General features: G+C 49.3%; 26 protein-coding genes. 2 read left to right on the top strand and 24 right to left on the bottom strand.

Annotated features, from left to right (window positions below):
• Positions 1 to 146 precede the first annotated feature (146 nt).
• Genes M3193_RS11165 through M3193_RS11140 form a run of 6 tightly spaced genes read right to left on the bottom strand, consistent with a single transcriptional unit; the run spans position 147 to position 4,321 of the window.
• On the bottom strand, positions 147 to 914 hold the full coding sequence (locus tag M3193_RS11165; RefSeq protein ID WP_251627655.1) for an ABC transporter permease: 768 nt from the start codon (positions 912 to 914) through the stop codon (positions 147 to 149).
• On the bottom strand, positions 892 to 1,809 hold the full coding sequence (locus tag M3193_RS11160) for an ABC transporter ATP-binding protein (protein WP_251627653.1): 918 nt from the start codon (positions 1,807 to 1,809) through the stop codon (positions 892 to 894). Before M3193_RS11160 ends, M3193_RS11165 begins: the two co-directional genes overlap by 23 nt.
• Positions 1,806 to 2,525: an ABC transporter ATP-binding protein gene (locus M3193_RS11155; RefSeq protein ID WP_251627644.1), complete on the bottom strand. Its 720-nt coding sequence runs from the start codon at positions 2,523 to 2,525 to the stop codon at positions 1,806 to 1,808. Before M3193_RS11155 ends, M3193_RS11160 begins: the two co-directional genes overlap by 4 nt.
• Positions 2,518 to 2,886 (bottom strand): GntR family transcriptional regulator, encoded by a 369-nt coding sequence (locus tag M3193_RS11150; RefSeq protein ID WP_251627642.1) that lies wholly within the window; start codon positions 2,884 to 2,886, stop codon positions 2,518 to 2,520. Before M3193_RS11150 ends, M3193_RS11155 begins: the two co-directional genes overlap by 8 nt.
• Positions 2,887 to 2,888: 2 nt before the next feature.
• Positions 2,889 to 3,542, bottom strand: a complete 654-nt coding sequence (locus M3193_RS11145) for a hypothetical protein (protein WP_251627640.1) — start codon at positions 3,540 to 3,542, stop codon at positions 2,889 to 2,891.
• Positions 3,539 to 4,321 carry a hypothetical protein gene (locus M3193_RS11140; protein ID WP_251627638.1) on the bottom strand — a complete coding sequence of 261 codons (783 nt, stop codon included), beginning with the start codon at positions 4,319 to 4,321 and terminating at the stop codon, positions 3,539 to 3,541. The genes M3193_RS11145 and M3193_RS11140 overlap by 4 nt, the downstream gene beginning before the upstream one ends.
• 425 nt (positions 4,322 to 4,746) lie before the next feature.
• Between M3193_RS11140 and M3193_RS11135 the strand changes: the two genes are divergently transcribed.
• A complete protein-coding gene (locus tag M3193_RS11135) occupies positions 4,747 to 5,121 on the top strand; it encodes a VOC family protein (RefSeq protein WP_435372044.1) in 375 nt (124 codons plus the stop codon).
• On the opposite strand, the gene M3193_RS11130 is transcribed toward M3193_RS11135, so the two are convergent.
• Positions 5,118 to 6,068 carry a hypothetical protein gene (locus tag M3193_RS11130; RefSeq protein WP_251627634.1) on the bottom strand — a complete coding sequence of 317 codons (951 nt, stop codon included), beginning with the start codon at positions 6,066 to 6,068 and terminating at the stop codon, positions 5,118 to 5,120. The two genes, M3193_RS11135 and M3193_RS11130, sit on opposite strands and share 4 nt — an antisense overlap.
• A 58-nt stretch (positions 6,069 to 6,126) precedes the next feature.
• On the opposite strand from M3193_RS11130, the gene M3193_RS11125 reads away from it, so the two are divergent.
• Positions 6,127 to 6,654, top strand: coding sequence for an SMI1/KNR4 family protein (locus M3193_RS11125; RefSeq protein ID WP_251628276.1), 528 nt, complete (start codon positions 6,127 to 6,129; stop codon positions 6,652 to 6,654).
• Positions 6,655 to 6,683: 29 nt separating this feature from the next.
• On the opposite strand, the gene M3193_RS11120 is transcribed toward M3193_RS11125, so the two are convergent.
• The 17 genes from M3193_RS11120 to M3193_RS11040 form a co-directional block, all read right to left on the bottom strand.
• Complete coding sequence (locus tag M3193_RS11120; protein WP_251627632.1) at positions 6,684 to 7,160, bottom strand: acyl-CoA thioesterase; 477 nt, start codon at positions 7,158 to 7,160, stop codon at positions 6,684 to 6,686.
• 63 nt (positions 7,161 to 7,223) lie between these two features.
• Complete coding sequence (locus M3193_RS11115) at positions 7,224 to 7,922, bottom strand: ABC transporter ATP-binding protein (RefSeq protein WP_251627630.1); 699 nt, start codon at positions 7,920 to 7,922, stop codon at positions 7,224 to 7,226.
• Positions 7,923 to 7,939: 17 nt separating this feature from the next.
• On the bottom strand, positions 7,940 to 8,686 hold the full coding sequence (locus tag M3193_RS11110; RefSeq protein ID WP_251627628.1) for an ATP-binding cassette domain-containing protein: 747 nt from the start codon (positions 8,684 to 8,686) through the stop codon (positions 7,940 to 7,942).
• The gene (locus M3193_RS11105; RefSeq protein ID WP_251627627.1) at positions 8,679 to 9,491 is read right to left on the bottom strand and encodes an ABC transporter permease; all 813 of its coding nucleotides are present in this window, start codon (positions 9,489 to 9,491) and stop codon (positions 8,679 to 8,681) included. The genes M3193_RS11110 and M3193_RS11105 overlap by 8 nt, the downstream gene beginning before the upstream one ends.
• The gene (locus tag M3193_RS11100) at positions 9,488 to 10,459 is read right to left on the bottom strand and encodes an ABC transporter permease (RefSeq protein WP_251627625.1); all 972 of its coding nucleotides are present in this window, start codon (positions 10,457 to 10,459) and stop codon (positions 9,488 to 9,490) included. The genes M3193_RS11105 and M3193_RS11100 overlap by 4 nt, the downstream gene beginning before the upstream one ends.
• Positions 10,449 to 12,017 carry an ABC transporter substrate-binding protein gene (locus M3193_RS11095; protein WP_251627620.1) on the bottom strand — a complete coding sequence of 523 codons (1,569 nt, stop codon included), beginning with the start codon at positions 12,015 to 12,017 and terminating at the stop codon, positions 10,449 to 10,451. The genes M3193_RS11100 and M3193_RS11095 overlap by 11 nt, the downstream gene beginning before the upstream one ends.
• 13 nt (positions 12,018 to 12,030) lie before the next feature.
• Positions 12,031 to 12,837: an urease accessory protein UreD gene (locus M3193_RS11090; RefSeq protein WP_251627617.1), complete on the bottom strand. Its 807-nt coding sequence runs from the start codon at positions 12,835 to 12,837 to the stop codon at positions 12,031 to 12,033.
• Positions 12,830 to 13,456: an urease accessory protein UreG gene (ureG, locus tag M3193_RS11085; RefSeq protein ID WP_251627615.1), complete on the bottom strand. Its 627-nt coding sequence runs from the start codon at positions 13,454 to 13,456 to the stop codon at positions 12,830 to 12,832. Before ureG ends, M3193_RS11090 begins: the two co-directional genes overlap by 8 nt.
• Before the next feature lie 18 nt (positions 13,457 to 13,474).
• Positions 13,475 to 14,215: an urease accessory protein UreF gene (locus tag M3193_RS11080; protein WP_251627613.1), complete on the bottom strand. Its 741-nt coding sequence runs from the start codon at positions 14,213 to 14,215 to the stop codon at positions 13,475 to 13,477.
• The gene (locus tag M3193_RS11075; RefSeq protein ID WP_251627611.1) at positions 14,157 to 14,603 is read right to left on the bottom strand and encodes an urease accessory protein UreE; all 447 of its coding nucleotides are present in this window, start codon (positions 14,601 to 14,603) and stop codon (positions 14,157 to 14,159) included. Before M3193_RS11075 ends, M3193_RS11080 begins: the two co-directional genes overlap by 59 nt.
• 224 nt (positions 14,604 to 14,827) lie before the next feature.
• A complete protein-coding gene (gene ureC, locus M3193_RS11070) occupies positions 14,828 to 16,543 on the bottom strand; it encodes an urease subunit alpha (protein WP_353056399.1) in 1,716 nt (571 codons plus the stop codon).
• Complete coding sequence (ureB, locus tag M3193_RS11065) at positions 16,544 to 16,909, bottom strand: urease subunit beta (protein ID WP_251627609.1); 366 nt, start codon at positions 16,907 to 16,909, stop codon at positions 16,544 to 16,546. It lies immediately after the preceding gene.
• A 17-nt stretch (positions 16,910 to 16,926) separates the two neighbouring features.
• Positions 16,927 to 17,229: an urease subunit gamma gene (ureA, locus tag M3193_RS11060; RefSeq protein ID WP_251627607.1), complete on the bottom strand. Its 303-nt coding sequence runs from the start codon at positions 17,227 to 17,229 to the stop codon at positions 16,927 to 16,929.
• Positions 17,230 to 17,759: 530 nt separating this feature from the next.
• Complete coding sequence (locus M3193_RS11055) at positions 17,760 to 18,773, bottom strand: ABC transporter ATP-binding protein (RefSeq protein ID WP_251627605.1); 1,014 nt, start codon at positions 18,771 to 18,773, stop codon at positions 17,760 to 17,762.
• Positions 18,774 to 19,718 carry a C40 family peptidase gene (locus M3193_RS11050; protein ID WP_251627604.1) on the bottom strand — a complete coding sequence of 315 codons (945 nt, stop codon included), beginning with the start codon at positions 19,716 to 19,718 and terminating at the stop codon, positions 18,774 to 18,776.
• Positions 19,715 to 20,821: a mandelate racemase/muconate lactonizing enzyme family protein gene (locus M3193_RS11045; protein ID WP_251627602.1), complete on the bottom strand. Its 1,107-nt coding sequence runs from the start codon at positions 20,819 to 20,821 to the stop codon at positions 19,715 to 19,717. Before M3193_RS11045 ends, M3193_RS11050 begins: the two co-directional genes overlap by 4 nt.
• Complete coding sequence (locus M3193_RS11040) at positions 20,822 to 21,745, bottom strand: S66 peptidase family protein (protein ID WP_251627601.1); 924 nt, start codon at positions 21,743 to 21,745, stop codon at positions 20,822 to 20,824.
• Positions 21,746 to 21,946: the final 201 nt, after the last annotated feature.

Here is a 21,946-nt window from a genome sequence, read left to right as displayed (position 1 = left end):
AGCTTTGACATTACTCATGCCTTGTATCTCTATCTTTCCACCCGCGTATAGGAAATTTTATAATTCAAAAGAACTGAAAAACATCAACCAATGACGCGGTTGATGTTGGGCAAATTATTAATTCTCTATTCAATTATACCTACCAATCAAGCCGTAACATCTCGTTTTATGAATGTCGTAAAGCTGATAAGAAGGAAAACCACGATATAAACTGCCAATACTGCGAGCGAAAAAGGCATCGTCAAGTCAGGCACTAACATCATGCCCGTTTTAAATTGGGTCAAGTCCATATGTGTGAACAGCAAGTACTTCCCAATCTCGTATTTCGAAAGCAGAGCACTGATCGTTGAGCCGGTGAAATAGATGAACAGTGACAGGCCGATTGCGAGCGAGCTGGAGCGGAAGACGCTGCCGATCGTGAACGCGAATGTCGCTGTGATGAATACGTTACCGAATGAAAGAAGCAGCATGTATAGACTATCGCTCCAAACAGACCAACTTGAGATGCTCTCTCCTGAACCCGATTTGAATAATAGCATCGCCAAGAGGAGATAGACGATGTAACCAATCAGCATGAGGAACATGCCAAATAGATTCACGGTCAGGAATTTGGATACAAGAACCTTCCACCGTTTCACCGGACGTGTCAGCAGCATCTTAATCGTTCCTTGTGAAAACTCGGACGCAACAATGCCTGCTGCAACAATGACCGTCAGCAATAAGACAGTCCCGCCAAGTGAAGATGGATCTTGGATCATCCCTTCCCTTGTCATCTCGCCGCCCATATTCTGCAAGCTAATCCATTTCATCAAGCCCATCATGCCGGCTGTCAAAATGACAAGTATACCGACCATGATCCAAGTCCCTTTTTTATGCCATAATTTCATCCATTCATTTTGCATTAGCTTCAGCAATTTGTCCACCTCCAGTCATCTCCAGGAACTCATCTTCCAATGTCTTCCGGTGCGGCTGAACCGCAAACACTTGCAGCCCTTCGGCAATGAACGACTCGATCAGGTCCGGGATTTGATGCTGCTCCGCATTGACGAGCAATCCATCCGTAAACGGCTTCACCGTAAATCCTCCATCCACAAGTAATTGCTCTGCCTGTTCCATCGGAGTCACTTCAATATAATAGAACGAGTCCCGCGCCTCGGATATCTCCCTGATATCGATAAGCTTGCCGTTTTGGATGATGGCAATCCGGTCGCACATGAGCTCAATTTCAGAAAGCATATGGCTGGAAACGAAGACGGATACCCCTTCTGTTTCGGCAATCTTACGAAGGTACTGCCTGAATTCACGGATTCCCGCAGGATCAAGTCCATTCGTCGGTTCATCCAAAATCAAGAACTTCGGCCGGTGCAAGAGTGCTTGCGCGAGGCCTAAACGTTGACGCATTCCCAGTGAATACGTCCCCACTTTCTCGTGAATCCGGTTTTGCATCCCCACTTGACGGACGACATCATTGATCCGCTCCTTCGTCACACCTTTATGCATGCGGGCAAAATGCAGCAAATTCTTATAACCTGACATAAATTTATACATTTCCGGATTCTCAACAATAACGCCAACTTTTGAAAGGCCTTCCTCGAAGTCGTCCCGCAATGAAACCCCATCGATGACGATATCGCCCTCCGTCTGCTTCATGAGCCCAACCATCATCCGGATCGTCGTCGTTTTCCCCGCCCCATTCGGACCGAGGAAGCCCGTTATCTGCCCCGGATACAGCGACAGATTCAAGTTATCGATGATTTTCTTGCTTCGAATCGTCTTGGATAAATTCTTCAACTCCACTACCGGCTTCATTTTCCCAACTCCCTTTCTACTTGTGAATCTTTGAACAATGACATCATCCAGCTTGTCGCGTCGATTCCGTAAAAGTCCCTTATTTCGTCGACCGCCTCATGGGCGATCAACCGCCCGCCCCGCATGACGATGATTTCATCCAGCAGCGGCTCCACTTCCCGGATTTCATGCGTCGACATGATGACCGTCTGGCGCTCTTGGTCTGTAAAACGGATGAGCCCCTTTGAGATATCATCCCGCACCATCGGGTCGAGGCCCGAAAACGGTTCGTCAAGCAAGTAGTAATCAGCTTCCCGTGCAAGCGTCACAGCGATCTTCACACGGCCCCGGTTCCCTTTTGACAAGCTTTTAATCCGCGAAGCAAGCGACACATTCAGGAATTGCACTATCTCCTTCGCTTTGACCATGTCGAAATCCTCGAATTGCGTTGCGTAGAAATCGAGCAGCTGCTGAACGGTAAAGTACGTATAGAAATCATCGGTGTCGGACATATAGGCAATTTGTGATGCAATTCGCCTCGTAATCGGGTGCCCGTCAAACGTCGCGCTTCCGCTATTCGGCGTCACTAAACCCGCCATCATCTTCAATAACGTCGACTTGCCGCTGCCGTTCTCGCCGACAAGACCTATCACTTTCCCTTTAGGAATCGACACCGTCACATCATGCAATGCCATTTTACTGCCATATTTCTTCACAATGTTCATCAATTCAATCATCTACGCCACCCCGTTCCTGCAGACACTGTACAATCTCGTCCGTCGTAAATCCGAAAGCCGCCACGTTTTGAAGGAATGTCGCCACGAGCTGCTCCTTCATTTCATTGCGAAGCGCTGTAATCTTCTCCTGATCTTCTGTCACGAACGATCCCTGCCCCCTTCTCGTCTCCGTGATCTCCATTTGCTCCAACTCCTTGTATACGCGCTGCATCGTGTTTGCATTAACGCCCACTTCCACTGCGTACTCACGGACGGACGGCAACTTCTCCCCCGCTGCAAGCGTGCCGCGCATAATATCCCCCATAATCCGGTCGATGAGCTGCTGGTAAATCGGCTTATCCGGTAAGAAATCAATGCTCATCGTCAGTACCTCACTTTCTTTTCAAGCAGGATGGCTCCGCCTGCGAATAATACAATTGAAACGATGATGTATAGAGTTGAACCGGCGAAAGGTCCGAACTCATGCCAAATCATCTCCATAATCCCCCATAGAATCGACCCTATGAAAAGAATGACAAGTACGACAATTGCCGCCAACCAGCCAACCCTCAATGCTAAAACCTTGTAAATAGCCCATATCGGCAAACTTGCAGAAATCGCAAAGACTGTAGTCAATAACACTTTCAGCAAATTCGGCCATTCTGGGATAACTCCCACAAATCCTCCAATGAAATACGTGAAAACTCCTATGCCGCTCCAAACCAGGTTAGATACCCCAACCAATAGTAAAGCCATCAGCATTTTAGCCCCCAAAAGCTTCCCTAGCGAAGCTGGCGAATGCAGCCATATATCCGGTTGCTTCATGTCCGTATTAAGACTATGGACAAATAGCAACGCACCAAAATACATGTGCAAAAACGAGAACATATTCGTAATCTCTGTGAGATCAAATTTGCCCCCCACCGCCAAGGGAGCAAAACTGGATGCGGCAATGAAGATCATAAACGCGATTAATACTAGAAAAGTAATACGCAGAAGCACCCATTCTTTTCTCAATAAACCATTCCAACTCGTCATAGCCTCACCCTCTTCTCAAACAAGGCGATTGCCAGATAGAACAAGCCGACAGTAAAGAGAACGGCGAAGATGATCTCTCCTGTATACAAAACTGTATCCGTGACGGTGAAGTAATCATATTGGAGATCGATTACCGGGTTCTTAAGGGACATCAAATCGAAGCTGCCAACCTGCATGAAACTCGCGTAAAAGCCTGAATTTATAACTTCTCCGTACATCCATACTGAAATGATGAATAAAAGTAATGTAATGACAAAGGAAAACCCTTTAAGAAAAGGTTTCAGCAACTGGTCGATGACGATAAAGAAAAAACCGTAAACCATGAACTGTATAGAGGCGAGAAATATTCCGCCAATCAGAAAACTTCCATAAAACAATAATTCATTGAAAATGGCTTCCGGTTGAGGTGTAATTGCAAAACCGATCGCAACAACAAATGCTGTAACAAGCAAGTATGCCAAACCCACTCCTGCTGACATCACCATTTTCACCGCGACAAGCTTCACCGTAGAAGCTGTGGAATGAAACCATAAATCCGGCCTTTTCATGTCCTTGTTGAACATCGTCGAGAACGCAATGACGGGAACCACTATGCATGCACCCGCTGCTACGAAACCTATGACCATCGTCATTTCAAATACGGACACTTCCCCTGCTGCAAGCACCCCTGCAAAGTATGGCAATATAAACAATCCCGCTAGTAGCAGGAAGATCACCACAATGATCTGCCCTCTCCACTGGACCCATTCCTTTTGCAATAAACCATTCCACTGCTTCACCATCTACCCCTCCTGTACCGGTGTATTAGTTACATAGTACACTAATCTATTCTGGAATGTAAAGGAAATTGAATAATTTATCTGAAACGAAGCAAAAGTCCTTTTATGGTGGAGTGGGGGGTTATCGATCAATTCCGAGGAGTTATCGGTCACTTGGACAACGTTATCGGTCACTTTTGGAGAGTTATCGGTCATTTTCACATTTATATCGTCATTTCAGGACTATTGACTTACTCACTTCGAAAGCTTTCAGTTTCCCAAAGGCATTTAGCGCGACAAAAAAGGTTGCTAAAACAATTCTCCTCGCGTAACTTATCGCGAAGAGAATTGTCTATAAGCAACACTTATACATATTGTTCCATTTCCCGTCATAGCTTCTCTTGACCAACTCATCTACACTGAAGATAACAATACAAAGGGGGCGAATGAACATGACTCAATTTCTAACCGGTATCGACCATATCCAAATTGCGGCACCTCCTCATTCGGAAGAACAGGCACGCGAATTTTACGGCAACCTGCTCGGAATGAAGGAAATCCCGAAGCCAGAAAACTTGCAAGCGCGGGGCGGCTGTTGGTTCCAATGCGGCGTACAGGAAGTTCATATCGGCGTCCAAGCCGATTTCACACCAGCCAAAAAAGCGCATCCCGGCTTCACCGTACATGCGCTTGAACAATTGAAATCCCGATTGGAAACAGCCGGATACGTAATTTCTGAAGAACCACCGATTGCAGGGCGTGCCCGCTTCTTCACACACGATCCGTTCGGCAATCGAATCGAGTTTTTAGAGTTTAATTAGGACACAATGATATCCTTCTCCTGCTGATCCAGCCGGTTCAATTCTTCCAACGCTTCGTCGCGTTTCCGCCGCAACTGATCCTGCACGCGGCGGACGTCGTGGAGCACGGTGTTCAGCTTGCCCTTCGCATTTGTGATCCGCGAATGGACCGCCCAGTCGGAGAAGATATTATCAAAGAAAATATCCGTAAATGTGAAAATGTCGTTTTGATTCACATTGAATGATTCCGTCGCGGCATTTTGGACGTCCATCAATTCCGTTTCATAATGGCGAAGCGCCCGCTGTGCACGATGTACTAGATCATCCGAGCTGTTCATTTCAGAATACTTCAGCGCCGAAACGATGAGCCCACCACCTAAAAATGTATCCCACATGGACAGTCCTTCCGCGTTGCCCAGCTTATCGAGCGCAGCATCCAGTGTCCGTTTCGCTTTATCGCCCGCTTCATACGCCTCATCGATTTCCCTCACTAACGATCGGACCCGAACCCGGTCGTCGGCAATTTTCTGCAGCGTCCCATTTGCCACAGTATCATTTTGGCGGATCCACGCCTCTTTCTCCTTCAGGAAATCTTCCCAATCCTCATCGACATAAAGGAATTCATCCCGATTCATTTCGGTGCGCAGCCGTCCGACTTCCGCTTCCAAATCGGTTACCGTCTTTTCGGCTTCATTGTATTTCAGCTCAGCCTCCGCGACTTCATTGATCTCCTTTTCCATTTGCTCATCCCATTTCCCGGTCCACTCTTTAATTTTATCCGCAAATGAAAACTTGCCCAACTTCACAACATCCTGCTGCTCCTTCGAAAGCTGTCTGTGCAAGCGATCGCGCAACCGGATCGCTTCCTTATAGTGCGCCTCCGCCCCGTCAAGCCTGCGTTTCACTCGATTTCGTTCATTCCTCAGCATCGTCAGCTCCATTTGCCGTTCATGGATATCCGTCCTCATCGTAATCACTCCTTTCCTTATATACGGAAAATTCCATTGGAGGTTTCAATACAGCTTGATGCAAATCAATGTTTCCACGACGTTTTTACAGTATGCTTACTCCAAAGGTGATTACGATAAGAGAGGAGAACATGAATTGGAACAGATTTTCGAGCAAAATCAATTGAACAAACCTGCGTCTGACCAAGAAATCACACTTGCAGAAGAAATCCTTGGAAGGAAGTTGCCGCCTGATTTTATACAATTATTGAAAATCGCTAATGGGGGTTATGTCAACGCCGCGCATAGGGCATTCCCCGCGGACTTCCAGATTGAAAGCGGAGATGCTTTCATTGAAGTGGAAGAGATCATGGGTGTGAATGAAGGAGGCATCCTGTTAAGTGACTATTTCATCCAAGAATGGGGATTGCCTGACCAGCTCGTCCTCTTCTCAGGCAGTGGCCATGCCTGGCTCGCTTTCAATTATGAAGGCAGGGACACCCCGAATGTCGTCTACGTTGAGCCGGACGACGGGAACGGAAATAATTATCATGTGTTGGCGGAATCATTCACGGAATTCGTCGGCAAATTGACAAAGATAAATTGAAAAAACCGCCCACTATGAGGCGGCTTCTTTCAATGTTTAATTTCCCTACGCAGTTTCCGGTGGTTCCGGCGGGCAGGGCCGGTGTCGAATAGCCGTTTTTCCGCTTCAGTTTCCGGGTAGACGCCGGGAACCGGTGTTGGCTTGTTGTTTTCATCCATAGCGACCATCGTCAGGAATGATTCCGTCGTCAGTTTTTTCGCACCCGTCAACAGATCCATCGAATGCACCGAGACGAATATTTCCATCGATGTACGCCCTGTTGAGCTGACGACAGCTTCGAGTTCAAGTACATCTCCCACTTTCGCGGACGACAGGAAGTCGACCGAGTCGATGGAGGCAGTGACGGCTGCCGCTTTGTTCGAATGTTTCATGGCCGCGATGGCGGCAATTTCATCTATGTATGCCAAGACCTTCCCACCAAAAATTGTCTGCATATGGTTAGTGTCCGGCGGCAATACAAGTTTCGAAATGATTGTGCGTGATTGGCTCATCGGCCGTTGTTCCATAGTTGTCCATCTCCTTATAATTCTCTTTCCCAGTATACCCACTTCTAAAAAGGTTGAACAGGCTCACTCGAACAGCATTAGGGAATAGGGATGTGTGAATGAAAACCCGCCATTTCGCTTCACGCTTTCTTCGACAATCCTACCGCCCTCCATTACATACACCCGGTCGCATAAATGCTGCACGACCTTTAGATCATGGGAAATGAATAGAATCGCCATGCCCATCTCCCGGTTCATCTTCTGAATGAGCTCAACAATCTCTTTCTGAATCAACCGATCCAGATTGGATACGATTTCATCGCAAATCAACAGCTTCGGCTCAACAAGCATAGACCGCAGCAAATTCACCCGTTGCCGTTCGCCGCCGCTTAATTCCGAAGGACGCCGATCCAAATGGCTCTCTTCCAATCCTACTTTTCCTAGCATCATCAGGATGTACGCATCCCGATTGCCTATCATCAACCGCAACGGTTCCTTCAAAATTTCGCGGACCGTCCATGAAGGGTTCATAGCGGCAGATGCGTTTTGGAAGACGATTTGGCAGGAGGCATAGAAATCACCATCTTCAGCAAACGAAACCAATCCTTCATCTACAGACTCCAATCTCATAATCAGGCGAGCCAATGTACTTTTCCCGCTGCCACTTTCCCCGACGATTCCGACGAGCTCACCGTCACCTACCGACAAATTAATCTCGTGAAGAACAGTTTTCCTTCGTTTTCCTCTGCCATAGCTTTTCGAAAGATGTTCAACTCTCAGCAACCCCTACGCCCCCTTTCCTAAAATCGGCTATCCAACAAGCGCTTTGTATATTCATGCGTCGGCCTCGCCAAGATATCTGCAACTGCACCAGTCTCCACGATTTCACCTTTTCGCATGACAATCATTTCATCCGCCGCATCTGCGACGACATCCAGATCATGCGTTATGATCAATACCGTCGTGCCGCTTTCATTCAACAATCGCAGCCATTTTAGAAACTCCTTTTGCACAACTTTATCGAGTGCAGACGTCGGCTCGTCTGCAATGAGCAATGCTGGCTTCACATACAAAGCGCAGGCAATCATGCATCGCTGCAGCATACCGCCCGATAATTCGAATGGATACTGATTCAAAATTTCTGAGGACAAGTTTAGTTTTCCGAGGATCGCCTTCATCTTCTTCTGGAAGCTATCCTGGTCATCACCAACCCGGCCGGCGGAAAATGCATACAGCTGCCGATCCATCTTTACACTTGGATTGAAGCTGTTCAAAGCGTCTTGGAAGATCGTGAAAAACTTTCTTTTCCTCAATACCGCCATCTCTTCATCCGTCGCCTTCAATAAATCGGTGCCCATGAAACAGATTTCGCCATAAGCTTGAGCATCAACGGGCAGCATCCTGAGCAAAGCAGCAACCGTCATGCTTTTCCCGCTGCCACTTTCTCCGATCACCGCTGTTATTTTCCCTTCCGGAATGAAAAACGAGCTGTCTTTTACAACGGGGATTCCATTTATTTTAACCGATAATCCTATCGCCTCAAGCATGGAAACGCCCCCTTCCGGATTTCTTCAACGCTTCACCGATGAAGTTAATGGAAAGTATCGTCAGGAAGATCAGCAATCCAGGGAACACACCGATCCACCATGCACCGATCAACAGATCATTTTGTGCATTGTATAGCATATTTCCCCACGATGGAATCGAAGGCGGTATGCCGATTCCGAGGAAGCTGAGCGACACTTCGATGAATACCGCCCCTGCCAAATTGAAAATTGTCACGACTAACAGCGGCGGCAGACTATTGCGCAATAGATGCCCTGTAAGGATACTCCAAACTGGTGTGCCGAACATTTTTGCCATCTTCACATATTCAGCATCCTTCAGCCGGATGAATTCAGAGCGGATAATCCGGGCCGTCGTAAACCAGCCCGTCACACCGATAATGAAGGTCATTCCCCACATACCGCCTTGCATGACTGCCTGGAACGCCAAGACGAAAATGAGGGAAGGAATTGAAATGAGGGCTTCCAAAATCCGCATCATCACACTGTCTGTCCATCCGCCGGCATATCCGCTGATTCCTCCGTATATGACACCGATAACAAATGACAATGCAACCGACAATCCTGCAACGGCCAATGTTACCTTTCCACCTTGCACTAAACGCGAAAAAACATCCCGGCCAAGATGATCCGTCCCTAACAGATGACCCTCTCCCGGCGGCGAATACACGGAGTCCAAATCCATTTCATTCACGGGTTGCGTGGCAAGAAGATCAGAGAATATTGTCATGGCTAGGATCAGGCCGAGAAGCGAGCACCAGAAGATAAGTCTTTTCCGAGATTTCATCCGCCCAACTCCCCTTTCCGAAGCTTCGGATCGAGCATGTACATGAGCACATCAATGACAAATAGGCTTATGACTACAATCAGCCCTGTAAGCATAATGCCGCCCATGAGCAGCGGATAGTCCTTCACCATGACGGATCTTACAAGCAATTGGCCAAGACCCGACCATGCAAATAAAGACTCCACAATGACGGATCCCCCGAAAAACGAAGGGATTGTCACACCTAGATAATTCAAATAAGGGATGAATGCATTCCGCAAGACGCCCCGCCTGATTTCCCGCTCCATAACACCGTTCGCCCTGGCCGCCATCACATAATAACTTCCAAGTTCGGCTTTGACACTTTCTTGAAGGAAGCGCGCGTAAAGGCCGACATGCGTCAGAACGACGACGGATGCCGGCATGATGAGATGCTTCATTTTATCGACAAAACCGCCGTCCCCGCCCAGGCTTCCCGTCCCGGAAGACGGCAAGACGCCAAGCGTGACAGCGAATAGATAAATGAATAAAATCCCGAGCCAAAACGCCGGGATGGATGAAGATGCTATGCTGAAAGCCGACAGCCCCCTGTCGAGCAGCGATCCGGGTCTCATGCCCGCCGTCATCCCAAGCCAGATCGACCCGATGATGATGAAAAACATTGACACACCGAACAACAGCAATGTGTTCGGCAGCCGCTCCCCAAGAATCGAAGCGACGGGACGCCCAACACCAGCAGACATGCCAAGATTCCCTTGCACGGCCTGTTTCAGCCATGCCCCATATTGGACGGGCAATGGCCGATCCAGTGCAAAGGCTTTGCTGATCCGCTCTTTTTCTGCGGCGGTCAACGTTTGGGCATTACCCCCGTAATATGCCGTCGCAGAGCTTCCCGGACTTGCATGCATGATGAAAAAAGAGAGGAAGCTCACGATGAAGAGGACGAGTACCCCTAGCATCATGCGCTTCCCAATCCATTTAACGGTCATTCCATTTCCACTCCTCGACATTCCAAAGGAAACCGGAGCCGTGATGGCCAAGCGTTCGCTCCTTCACGCCTTCGATATTTCCGTGAATGCCATAGACTGCATTGACATAAGCGATAAATGCGAATGCCGGATCGTTCGCTAATTCTTCCTGGAAGGCCATATAGCTTGCTTGCCGTTCCTGTTCATCCATTGATAAACGACCTTTTTCAAGCAATGCATCCACTTTCTCATTCGAATAGCTGCCGTAGTTATAACCGGATCCTGTCAAACTTGATTCCTCTGAATGGAACAAGATGTACGTATGATGATCCGCGTCATACGGACTGCCCCATCCGATCATGAAAGCATCCGTCTCTTCAATCGTGATGGCACTCCAGTCGAGTGCCGCCACCTTGACATCCGCGCCGATCGATTTGTAGCCCTCGGCGACATAATTCGCCATATTGACACGCACTGCGTCGGACGCAGGTGCTGTAATCGTGAAGCTCAGTTTCTGGCCATCCTTGTAACGGAATCCGTCGTCCGCTAGCTTCCAACCTGCTTCATCCAGCAACTTTCCAGCTTGCTTGATGTCATAGCTGTACGTTTCAATGTCTTCATTATGAAAAGCATGCTTCTGAAGCGGCGAATATGCCTCTTCTCCGAACCCTTTCAAAATGCCTTTCACAATTTGCTTCCGGTCAATGGCATAGCTGAACGCCTGACGAACCCGTACATCTTGCCAAAGATCATTTTGCATATTGAAAAGGATTCCGCGGTAGTCGGCAGTGTCGATATTGTAAATCTTCACATGATTGCGCTTTTCCAGTTCACCGACTTGCACCGGATCGAGAAGGGCGATGTCGACCTCGCCGGAAGCCAATTGCAATGCCCGCACATTGCTGTCAGGGATGAATTTGAAGATGACTTTAGCAATGGACGGCTTCGTGCCGTGGAAATGCTCATACGCTTTCAACGTCAAGCTATTGCCTCGATCCCATCGATCAAATTCATATGGACCTGCACCGATCGGATGGCTGTTAAAGTCCGCTGTCCGCATCTCAACGCCGGCAAAAGCGTGCTTCGGCAAGATCGGCAACGTCAATTTATCCAAAATCGGCGTGAAAGGTCGCTTCAGTTTCAGTTCGAATTCATAGTCATCAATTTTCTTCAGCGACTCCACTTCTAGGAAGTCCGACTTCAGAAACGAGGCATTCTTGTCATCTAACACACTTTCGATCGTAAAGATGACATCGTCCGCAGTCAGCGGTTCACCATCGTGGAACCGGATATCTTCCCGCAGCTTGAATGTATATGTCAACTTGTCATCGGACATGTCGAATGACTCCGCGATATCGGCTTTCGGTTCATTGTTTTCATCAAAACGGAATAGACCGCGGAATAGAAGTGCGTCCACGTTCGTCTCCTCAAGAATCGGATTCAGTCCATCAAACTCGGATTCTGAAGCATAGATGAGGCTATTTTCTTTCGCTGCGGGCGCTGCCTTTTTTCCACATCCTGCAACGGCAACGAGCAGGAGCATACTGATTAAAACTAGTATTATTTTACGTTTATCCATAGTTTACCCCGCTTTATATGAGCGCCGACAGCTCGGAAAATACCCGTTTCATTTCCTGCTGAAGCCTCCATTGGTTCACCCCGAGAAAACGGCAATGCACCGCATTTCCCGCGAGTCGGGTCACACCTGCCCTTAATCCGTCGCCGACATTCATCGCTTCATGAATCGCCCGCAGATCGATTTCTTCGGCCTTTTCCGAAACGAGCCAGATGGAGCCGACATACAATGCCTCTTCAAGTAAACCAAGTCCATTGAGATGGATATCATCCGGGACGAAACGGAGGCTGTCGAAAGCGAGCAGCTCCTCTTCGACGTAAATCTTCATCATTGATTTCAATGAGGTGAAATCGAACACTTCACCGCGCATCTCCCTGCCCGGAGCGATGATTTCACCCCAGAGCAATGTGGCGCCCTTCTTAAGATGAATTTTCGTTTCCATCTGGAATTTGGAGTCCGCAAATGGGATGATCACTTCCGGCATCCATTCGAGGCGTGAATCTTCCTCAAGCTCCACGTCAATCGATTGGACGCACGTTTCACCCGTATGCGACCGGTACACTTTCAATGCCGATTGCTGGATGATCCTCGCTTTGCTTTCCGGCAACAGGCGGATCGTTATATCATTGCGATCTCCCGCCACCATGCCGCCTGATGACTCCATCACAAATACCGTCGCCGTCGGATCTTTGCCTTCGTACAGCTCGCGGCTCGCCTTTAAAGGAGGCTGCTGGAACACATGCGGCATCCGGGTATAGCCTCTTCTCGGCTCAAACACCATATCCAGCTTGCCGTTATGGTGTCTGCGTGCCACTTTACTCACCACTTGCTGTCCCCGCGCCTTCTAAAAGCATGTTCCGTTTGATCCAATTGACGATCTGGTCGACATTTTTCCGTGTTCGTACATCAGCAAGGACGTAAGGACGGCCGCCTCTCATCTTCTTCACGTCGCTCTCGTACAGTTCAAGGTCAACGCCGACATGAGGGGCAAGGTCCGTTTTATTGACCAATAAAAGATCTGATCTTGTCAACGCCGGGCCGCCTTTTCTCGGAATATCCTGTCCTTCCGCAACGTCGATCACGTAAATATAGCCATCTACAAGTTCAGGGCTGAACGTAGCCGACAGGTTATCCCCGCCGCTCTCGACGAAAACAATATCCAGATCCTTGAAACGTTCCTTCAAGTCATCAATCGCCGCGAAGTTCATGGAAGCATCTTCACGGATCGCTGTATGCGGGCATCCGCCAGTCTCCACTCCGAGAATCCTGTTTTCATCCAACACACCATGTTTCATTAGGAATTGAGCATCTTCTCGTGTATAAATATCATTCGTAATAACTGCAACGTTATAGTCTTCATGCATCGCACGGGTCAATGCGTCGACGAGCGATGTTTTGCCCGAGCCGACGGGACCCCCGATGCCAATACGTACTGGTTTCATATATAGAAACGCCTCCTGTCATGAAATGAATAATCTTGAATGTAAATATTCGTGCTTCATCGATGCAAGCTCGATGCCTAGCGCATTATTGCTAATATCCGCTTCCGTCAAACCGACGACGATACCGGCAGCCGCAACCGCCTCTTCCGCCAACACATGCACCGCCTGCACACCTGTATTTTGTCCGAACGGCACCGCGCGAACTGCGTTTGTAACGAGCCCGTTCACCGATGAGAATAAATACGAAAGGACCGCATAATGCGCATCCATACTATTGACGGCGCAATAAATGCCATAAAGGATCGCATAATGGCCTTTGATTTCATTCGCAGCGATCCGGTTTTTCCACTCGTCGAAAAAAGCATCCTCGACGAGCGGTGAAACCGTTTTGATGAACTGCCTGCCCAAATTGACGCTTGCATCCCTGGACTCCTTCGCGAGCTTAATAGCGCCGCAAAGGTTCTCCAAATGCAGAAGCCGGTCGATGTCCCGGTCTTTTGCAGCCTGATGCGCCTCCTGAATGAGAATCGCATCGCCATATACGAGATTCTGATAGAGGAAAGTCGTACAAAAAGCGATCAGCTCTTCCTTCGTCCGGATTGCATCCTCCTGGATATACGTCTCCATCCCGTAGGATTGCGTATACGTACCGATCGGAAAAGCTGAATCGTGGATTTGGAGAAGTCTTAAAAACTGTATATCAGTGGGAATGGCCGCGGTATTTGAAAGGTTGCTTGAATCGTCGTTCTGTTGTTTCATAGTCCACACCCACCTCATCCAATAATGGCGCCAACGTGTGATCTGCGCGGACAACAATTTCATCTTTTTCGATCAGCGCTGGAGTATGGCGGTTGCCAAGCTCGAATGCGGTCTTGCCCATTTCGACCATATCCTTCGGCCGGATGACGATGACCGATTCCATTTTCGTCCGGATCACAAGGGCGCGATTGTCGTCTTCGAACAACAGATCGCCGTATTTCAACGGCTCTTCCTGGTTGATGCGCAATGCGACATCTGTACCCTCTGTCGTTTCCGTCCGCAAAATACGCTTGCTTAGTTCTTCCCATTCCAGTTCAACCCACTCGATGCGCTTCCCTGGAATTTCTTCTGTATCACCGATATTGCCTATGACTTTTTCAATTAGCATCTTGCATTCTCCTTCTTTGCAAAGACTCATAAGAATTGGCTTTTACATAACGTTGATTTCCGTTTCAGGCGGACGCTTTCCGCGGGCGAGCGCCAAGCCTCCTCAGTCGCTTCGCTCCCTCCGGGGTCCCGGCTGTCTCGCTTTTCCCGCCGGAGTCGCCGCCTTACACTTCAATCAACTAGCAATCCGTAATTAATAAATAAATTAAAACTAATTAAAACTAATTAAAACAGGAAATATCTCTGTGCCATAGGTAGAACATCAACTGGTTCGCATGTGGCGAGTTCTCCGTTGATTTTCACTTCGTATGTCTCCGGATCTACGTCGATCACGGGCATTTCGCTATTATGCTTCATGTCCGCTTTTGACACATTACGGCAATTTTGTACCGTTCCGATCATCTTCTTCAGCCCGAGTTCTTCCGGAAGACCTTCCTCCACAGCGATCTTCGGCAAGAATGTCATTGAGGAGTTTTGCGGACCTTGTCCATGGTAGCCGTACATCCTGCGGCCCATGAACGGCTGCGGCGTCGGAATAGAAGCATTTGGATCACCTGTCGCTGCGTAAACGGCGATGCCGCCTTTTATGACAACCGACGCTTTGATGCCGAAAAATGCTGGTTCCCATAAAACGATATCCGCCAATTTCCCATCCTCAATCGAACCGACTTCATGGGAAATCCCTTGGGCGATCGCAGGGTTAATCGTATATTTTGAAATATAGCGCTTCACGCGATAGTTATCATTGTCCTTCTCTTCGTCCTGCGGGAGCGGACCTCGTTGTTTCTTCATCTTATCCGCCGTCTGCCATGTCCGGATTGCCACTTCCCCAACCCGGCCCATCGCCTGGGAGTCGGATGACATGATGCTCAGAATCCCTTCATCCTGCATAATATCCTCAGCAGCAATCGTCTCCGGACGGATGCGTGAATCCGCAAAAGCGACATCTTCCGGCACGTCACGCTTCAAATGGTGGCACACCATGAGCATGTCCATATGCTCATCGATCGTATTGACTGTAAACGGCTTCGTTGGATTCGTCGATGCCGGCAATACATTCGGCAGTGAAGCCATTTTCAACTGGTCAGGCGCATGGCCTCCACCAGCTCCTTCAGTATGGAAAACGTGAATGACACGTCCCTTGATTGCATCGATCGTATCCTCGACGAATCCTGCCTCGTTCAGTGTATCGGAGTGCAATGCGATCTGAACGTCATATTCATCCGCCACCGTCAAGCTTTGATCCAATGCAGACGGAGTCGCTCCCCAGTCCTCATGGATCTTCAAGCCGATTGCGCCCGCGCGGATCTGTTCAACAAGCGGCGCAGGAAACGCAGCGCTTCCCTTTCCGAATATACCGATATTCAACGGAATGTCTTCAATCTGCTGAAGCATCCGATGCAGATGCCATTTCCCCGGTGTCACCGTCGTCGCAGTGGAACCAGACGCAGGCCCTGTTCCGCCGCCTATGAACGTCGTTGTCCCTGCATTCAACGCGACATCCACCTGTTCTGGGCTGACGAGGTGGATGTGCGTGTCGATTGCACCCGCTGTCGCAATCAAACCTTCGCCCCCATATACCTCAGTGCCGACACCGATGATCATGCCCTGGTCGACGCCGTCCATCGTATTCGGATTCCCCGCCTTGCCTATACCGGCGATTCTTCCGTTCCTGATTCCGATGTCTGCTTTCACGATCCCTGTATGGTCAATGATTGTCGCATTCGTGATGACCGTATCCAATACGCCATCTTCGGAAGTCTTCTCTCCGTTCTGCCCCATCGACACGCGAAGGGATTTCCCCCCGCCAAAAATACCTTCGTCTCCGTAGGTCGTATAATCTTTTTCGATTTCAATCCATAAATCGGTATCCGCTAAACGGACCTTGTCGCCCACAGTCGGGCCGAACATTTTTGCGTACTGCTCGTGTGTAATTCTCACTTAACTGTCAGCTCCTTTAAATCCGCCATCCGACGCCTTCTCGACAATTTCATCCTTTTTATGAGTGGAACCTTCCGTCAACTTATTCAGACCGAACACATGGCGTCGACCGCCAAACTCAACAAGTTCCACTTCCTTTTCCTCGCCCGGCTCAAAACGCACCGCTGTCCCGGAAGGAATATTCAAATGCATGCCGACCGCCTGTTCACGATCGAATTCAAGAAACTTATTCACCTCAATGAAATGAAAATGGGACCCGACCTGAATCGGACGGTCGCCTGTATTCGCGACCTTTACCGTCTTCGTATCACGCCCCACATTAATTTCAATCCATCCTTCAGCCGGTTTGATTTCTCCTGGTTTCAAACGAAAAACCCCCTCTATTATTGAATTGGATGATGTACTGTGACCAGCTTTGTCCCATCCGGGAACGTGCACTCAACTTGCACATCTTTCACCATATCGCCGACGCCTTCCATCACATCGTCTACCGTCAACAGCTGCTTACCTTCACTCATCAACTGCCCAACGGACTTTCCGTCACGCGCACCTTCCATAATAAAATGGCATATAAAAGCCACAGCCTCGGGATAATTCAACTTCACCCCGCGCTCTTTACGCTTGATGGCAAGCTCTCCAGCCATATGCAACATCAGTTTTTCCTGTTCAACTGGTGATAACCTCAACGAAAAACACCCCCGAATTTTTAATCAGACATTTTAGACAACTATAGACAGTATTCTACTTCGTCTGGTACTTCTATTCAATTTTTTCGATTTTCTTGTGTCTTGCATGAACATGCAATTGTGGGCAGACGCCCGATAGATTGGGACCTGGCTTGATGCAGGCCGAAAGAGGGAAATGAGGGATTGCAACACTACTATTATAAGATAACCAAATTTCCTTGGCAACTTTAACGGAAACCGGAAGTTATTTCTTGGGAATCGCGTCGTCATTGGCGGCGGCTGCCCCATACAGAAGCCCGCGGAGCAAACCTTATCGGCTGCCCAAATTATTTGTGTGTGTTCAGGTCACTTATGCTCAAGTTTGAGGGAGTATGCGCGAGTTATAGGGAGTTTGCTCGTGTTTGTGGAGGTTTTGAGCGAGTCAGGGGCAGTTTAGCGCGAGTTTTGATGGGCTTTGATCATTTCAGGACCTTTGACCCGCCTTGCATCTCTGGAAATTTCTTCGCAACCAAAAAAGCCGCCCCGAACGATCAGGACGACCCTACTGGAATCTTCACCGCATCCGAACGCTTCATCACTTCCTCGTCATGCAAGTGACAGGCGACAAAATGCCCTTCTTCCTTTTCAAGCCATTTCGGCTTCAGCTCCCCGCACACCGGCATCGCGTACGGACAGCGTGTCCGGAAAACGCAGCCCGACGGCGGATTGATCGGGCTCGGCAGCTCGCCTTTAAGCAAAATCCGTTCACGCGCTTCCTCAATATCCGGATCCGGAATCGGGATGGCAGACAACAATGCCTCTGTATACGGATGCAACGGTTTGTCATACAACTGCGAACTCGTCGTGAGCTCTACCATATGCCCCAAATACATGACGCCGATCCGGCTTGAGATGTATTTGACCATCGATAGATCATGCGCAATGAACAAATACGTCAATCCCTTCTCACGTTGCAGCCGCTGAAGCAGTTTGACGACTTGCGCCTGCACCGACACATCAAGCGCGGAAATCGGTTCATCCGCGATAATGAATTCCGGATCGAGCGCTAGCGACCGGGCAATCCCGATACGCTGCCGTTGACCTCCGGAAAACTCATGGGGATAGCGGTTTGCATGATCCCGGTTCAAGCCGACGTCTTCTAGCAATTCATTCACACGCGCCCGCATCTCCGCCTGTGACTTGTACATTCCGTGAATCTGCATCGGCTCGGCAATGATTTCGTAAACAGTCGAACGTGGATTCAACGAGGCGTACGGATCCTGAAAAATCATCTGCATCTTCTTCAGGAAGCGTTGGCGTTCGTTATCGGTCATCGTATGGACGCTGCGCCCTTCATAAAGAACTTCACCGTCCGTTTTGTTGTACAGGCCAAGAATCGTCCGTCCCGCAGTCGATTTGCCGCAGCCCGATTCGCCGACAAGCCCAAACGTCTCCCCTCTTAAAATGTCGAAGCTGATGCCATCGACCGCCTTCAACTTCAACCCTTTGCCTACGTCAAAATGGCGTTTCAAGTCCTTTACGGATAAAATTACATCTCCAGCCATTCATTTTCCCCCTTCATCGCTGCCATACCGGCGGACTGCACACAAATCCTTCTCCAGCTTCGAGCCCTCAAGTTTCACTAGCTCAATCGATTGCCCTGTCGAAGGCGAATGCAGAAGCAGCCCATTTCCATAATAAAATCCGACGTGCCGGACATTGCCTTTCCCTTCATCATTCGCGAAGAACAGCAGATCGCCCTTTTCCCACCGCTCCGGTTTATCCACCGGCACTTCCTCACCGCTTTTCGCTTGATCGCCGGCATCCCGTGGGATGAAATGCCCGCAAGCCTTCAGCATATTGTACGTGAAGCCAGAGCAATCATAGCCGTACGACGACATGCCGCCCCAGAAATACGGAAGATCCAAATAGGCGAGCCCCTCTTCGACCGCGGCTGCCCCACTACGCTTTTTGAATGTATGGACAGATGCCGCCCGCACAATATCCGTTTTCAGGAGCAACGCCTCTCCGTCCGGCGTTTCCACATGAAAATGATTGTCGCTTTCATCGGTCAGCGGCAGGACCGTATTGAACGGAACAATGATGTGCGGCGTCCCATCCGGATTCCATACTTGTGATTTCGCGACCGCCACTCTCACAAATCCACCGGCCTCCGACAACGGAGTCGCCTTTTTCAATTGAACTAGCGGCACCCACCCCGGGTAGCCCCGTTCGTCTTTCTTCGATGGCTGCCATACCGCAATCACCTTCGCCCATTCACCTTCAATTTCGTCAACGATGACCGGTTCCCCGTATAACAGTTGCGTTTGCACCCGGTTACCATTGCAAAGGTCGAGCCGCTCCTCGTACGCAAGCTTCTCCAGCCATTTATTCAGATGAAGCGGATTGGAAGTACCATCCGCATCCAGCTCACGCGCTGATTCCGGCGAAGTCCACACCGTCGCGACCGGCACTGCGCACGCATACATATTCACTGTCAACTCCGTCATTGTCCTGCCCCCTTCCCGATCAGTCCCATTCCCGCCTGATCCAATCCTAGCCCAGGTCCTTCCGGCATTCGGATGACCTTTCCGGCATAAACGATCCCGCCCACGACAATATCTTCCGCTAACATTAGCGGCGCATCAAAATCGAATCTCGTAATGTTCGGCTGGCTTGCAGCAAAATGTGCTGCCGCCGTGATCCCGAGCTTCGTCTCGATCATGCTGCCAACCATGCATTCGACACCGTATGTCTCAGCCAATGCATTGATTTTCAGTGCCTCGTGGATACCACCTGATTTCATTAATTTGATATTGATCAAATCCGCTGCCCGCCGCTCCAGCACACGGAGTGCATCTTTCGCGGAAAACACGCTCTCATCCGCCATGATCGGCGTAATCGTATGATTCGTCACATACTGGAGCCCATCGATATCATCCGTAGGCACCGGCTGTTCAATCAATTCGATGTCGAGCCCTGCGTCTTCCATCTGGCCGATTGCAAAGACAGCCTCTTGTGGTTTCCACCCTTGGTTCGCATCGAGACGAATTTTCGGACCTGACCCGATCCTTTCCCGGATTGCACGGATTCTCTCGATATCGTCGGTAATCTCCCCGATCCCGACTTTTACTTTCAACACATTGAAACCGTCCGCAAAATAACGCTCCGCGTCGTCTGCCATTTCAGCGGCGTCATTTACACTGACCGTGAAGTCGGTTTCAATTTCACTTCTGTAACCGCCGAGCAATTGGTAAAGCGGCATGCCGGAAAACTGGCCAAGAAGATCATGGATGGCCATATCGACAGCGGCCTTCGCACTTGTATTGCGGACGATCGACCGTTTCAGCAGGCAGAACATCTCCTCGCGATTTCGTAAATCCTGCCCTTTCAGAAGGGGTGCAATAACCTCTTCAATCGCATATGTAATGCTGCCAAGCGAATCGCCCGTGATGACGTGGGTCGGGGGTGCTTCCCCCCAACCGGTCCGACCGTCTTCACAGGTCACTTTCACATAGATTGCATAGGCTGTTGTCACGGTACGAAGAGCCGTTTTAAACGGCTTAGTCAACGGCACCGCGACGGGAATTGTTTCGATTGAAAGGATGCGCATTCATTCCACCCCCGGCAAAATCGTCAACGTCTTGTGATCGGCGTCCAGCTTCGCATCGACCCCGAGGGGAATCGCGAAATGCGGCTCGCAGTGGCCTATCTTGAAGCCCTCCACAACCGGCTTATTCAAGCCGCTCAAATAATGGTTGAACACTTCATCCAACGACAAGGTCCTCTGTTGTTTCTTTGGCTCAACGTCAGAGAAATCGCCAATGACAATACCTGCAGCGTCAGCAAGTTTCCCTGCCATGCGCAACTGGTTCAGCATCCCATCGACCCGATAAGGTTCCTCGCCGACATCTTCAATAAACAGCAGCTTGCCCTTCGTTTCGATTTCGAATTTCGTACCAATCGTATTTGTCAGCAATGATAGATTTCCACCAACGAGCTCGCCCTGCGCGCTGCCCCCCGCAATTGCTGTCAGCGGTGAAATTTGGTCTGTATAATGTAGTTCCATCGGCTCGAATAGCTGTTGGAACATTTTTGCGGACAGTTCGCTGAAACTGTCTTTCCCGACGCATGAAGCAAGCATCGGGCCATGGAAGGTGACTAGATCCGAATAGAGACCGATTGCGGTATGGAGGAAGGTGATGTCGCTGAATCCCCAGAACACTTTCGGGTTTTCCCGGATCAGCTGCAAATCCAGCCGATCGGTGTATCGTGCCGAACCGTAACCGCCGCCCGCACAAATGATGCCGCTGATCGAGGAATCCGCGAACATGTCTTCCAAGTCCTGCAGCCGTTCATCATCCGTCCCCGCCAAATAGCCGTTACCATTTTTCACATGTTGTCCGAATTTCCATTTCAGGCCAAGCTGTTCCAGAAAAGCGAGCGAGCGATCAAGATTCTCTTGATTCGGCGGGCTCGACGGCGCGACAATCCCAATCGTATCCCCCTGCTGAAGCCTTTTCGGTCGTACTCTCATTTCCCTGCACCTCTTTCAATCAAAAATCATCGTACTTACGCATACTATCATTCAAATACGCAAAACTCCGTTCTAATACGCATAAATTTCATTTCTCGCGCATAAATCAATGGAGTTAAGCATAAACGCTCGAAAACACGCATAAATCATTTTATTCACGCATAACGCCTGCAACTAGTTCATGAATGGTCTAAAGGCATT

Source organism: Sporosarcina luteola (genome assembly GCF_023715585.1).
GTDB lineage: Bacteria > Bacillota > Bacilli > Bacillales_A > Planococcaceae > Sporosarcina > Sporosarcina luteola_D.
The sequence above is the reverse complement of the archived record's forward strand: the minus strand, read 5'-3'. Positions and strand labels throughout refer to the sequence as shown.

What these genes read in the sequence shown, in the direction of transcription:
- M3193_RS11075 (WP_251627611.1), bottom strand. Translation starts at nt 14,603, where the DNA reads ATGCTAATTGAAAAAGTCATAGGCAATATCGGTGATACAGAAGAAATT.
- M3193_RS11040 (WP_251627601.1), bottom strand. Translation starts at nt 21,745, where the DNA reads ATGAGAGTACGACCGAAAAGGCTTCAGCAGGGGGATACGATTGGGATT.
- M3193_RS11160 (WP_251627653.1), bottom strand. Translation starts at nt 1,809, where the DNA reads ATGAAGCCGGTAGTGGAGTTGAAGAATTTATCCAAGACGATTCGAAGC.
- M3193_RS11105 (WP_251627627.1), bottom strand. Translation starts at nt 9,491, where the DNA reads ATGAAATCTCGGAAAAGACTTATCTTCTGGTGCTCGCTTCTCGGCCTG.
- M3193_RS11145 (WP_251627640.1), bottom strand. Translation starts at nt 3,542, where the DNA reads ATGACGAGTTGGAATGGTTTATTGAGAAAAGAATGGGTGCTTCTGCGT.
- M3193_RS11110 (WP_251627628.1), bottom strand. Translation starts at nt 8,686, where the DNA reads ATGCTTGAGGCGATAGGATTATCGGTTAAAATAAATGGAATCCCCGTT.
- M3193_RS11120 (WP_251627632.1), bottom strand. Translation starts at nt 7,160, where the DNA reads ATGGAACAACGGCCGATGAGCCAATCACGCACAATCATTTCGAAACTT.
- M3193_RS11150 (WP_251627642.1), bottom strand. Translation starts at nt 2,886, where the DNA reads ATGAGCATTGATTTCTTACCGGATAAGCCGATTTACCAGCAGCTCATC.
- ureG (WP_251627615.1), bottom strand. Translation starts at nt 13,456, where the DNA reads ATGAAACCAGTACGTATTGGCATCGGGGGTCCCGTCGGCTCGGGCAAA.
- M3193_RS11155 (WP_251627644.1), bottom strand. Translation starts at nt 2,525, where the DNA reads ATGATTGAATTGATGAACATTGTGAAGAAATATGGCAGTAAAATGGCA.
- M3193_RS11130 (WP_251627634.1), bottom strand. Translation starts at nt 6,068, where the DNA reads ATGAGGACGGATATCCATGAACGGCAAATGGAGCTGACGATGCTGAGG.
- M3193_RS11050 (WP_251627604.1), bottom strand. Translation starts at nt 19,718, where the DNA reads ATGACGGAGTTGACAGTGAATATGTATGCGTGCGCAGTGCCGGTCGCG.
- M3193_RS11095 (WP_251627620.1), bottom strand. Translation starts at nt 12,017, where the DNA reads ATGGATAAACGTAAAATAATACTAGTTTTAATCAGTATGCTCCTGCTC.
- M3193_RS11080 (WP_251627613.1), bottom strand. Translation starts at nt 14,215, where the DNA reads ATGAAACAACAGAACGACGATTCAAGCAACCTTTCAAATACCGCGGCC.
- M3193_RS11045 (WP_251627602.1), bottom strand. Translation starts at nt 20,821, where the DNA reads ATGCGCATCCTTTCAATCGAAACAATTCCCGTCGCGGTGCCGTTGACT.
- M3193_RS11055 (WP_251627605.1), bottom strand. Translation starts at nt 18,773, where the DNA reads ATGGCTGGAGATGTAATTTTATCCGTAAAGGACTTGAAACGCCATTTT.
- M3193_RS11135 (WP_435372044.1), top strand. Translation starts at nt 4,747, where the DNA reads ATGAACATGACTCAATTTCTAACCGGTATCGACCATATCCAAATTGCG.
- M3193_RS11125 (WP_251628276.1), top strand. Translation starts at nt 6,127, where the DNA reads ATGCAAATCAATGTTTCCACGACGTTTTTACAGTATGCTTACTCCAAA.
- M3193_RS11100 (WP_251627625.1), bottom strand. Translation starts at nt 10,459, where the DNA reads ATGACCGTTAAATGGATTGGGAAGCGCATGATGCTAGGGGTACTCGTC.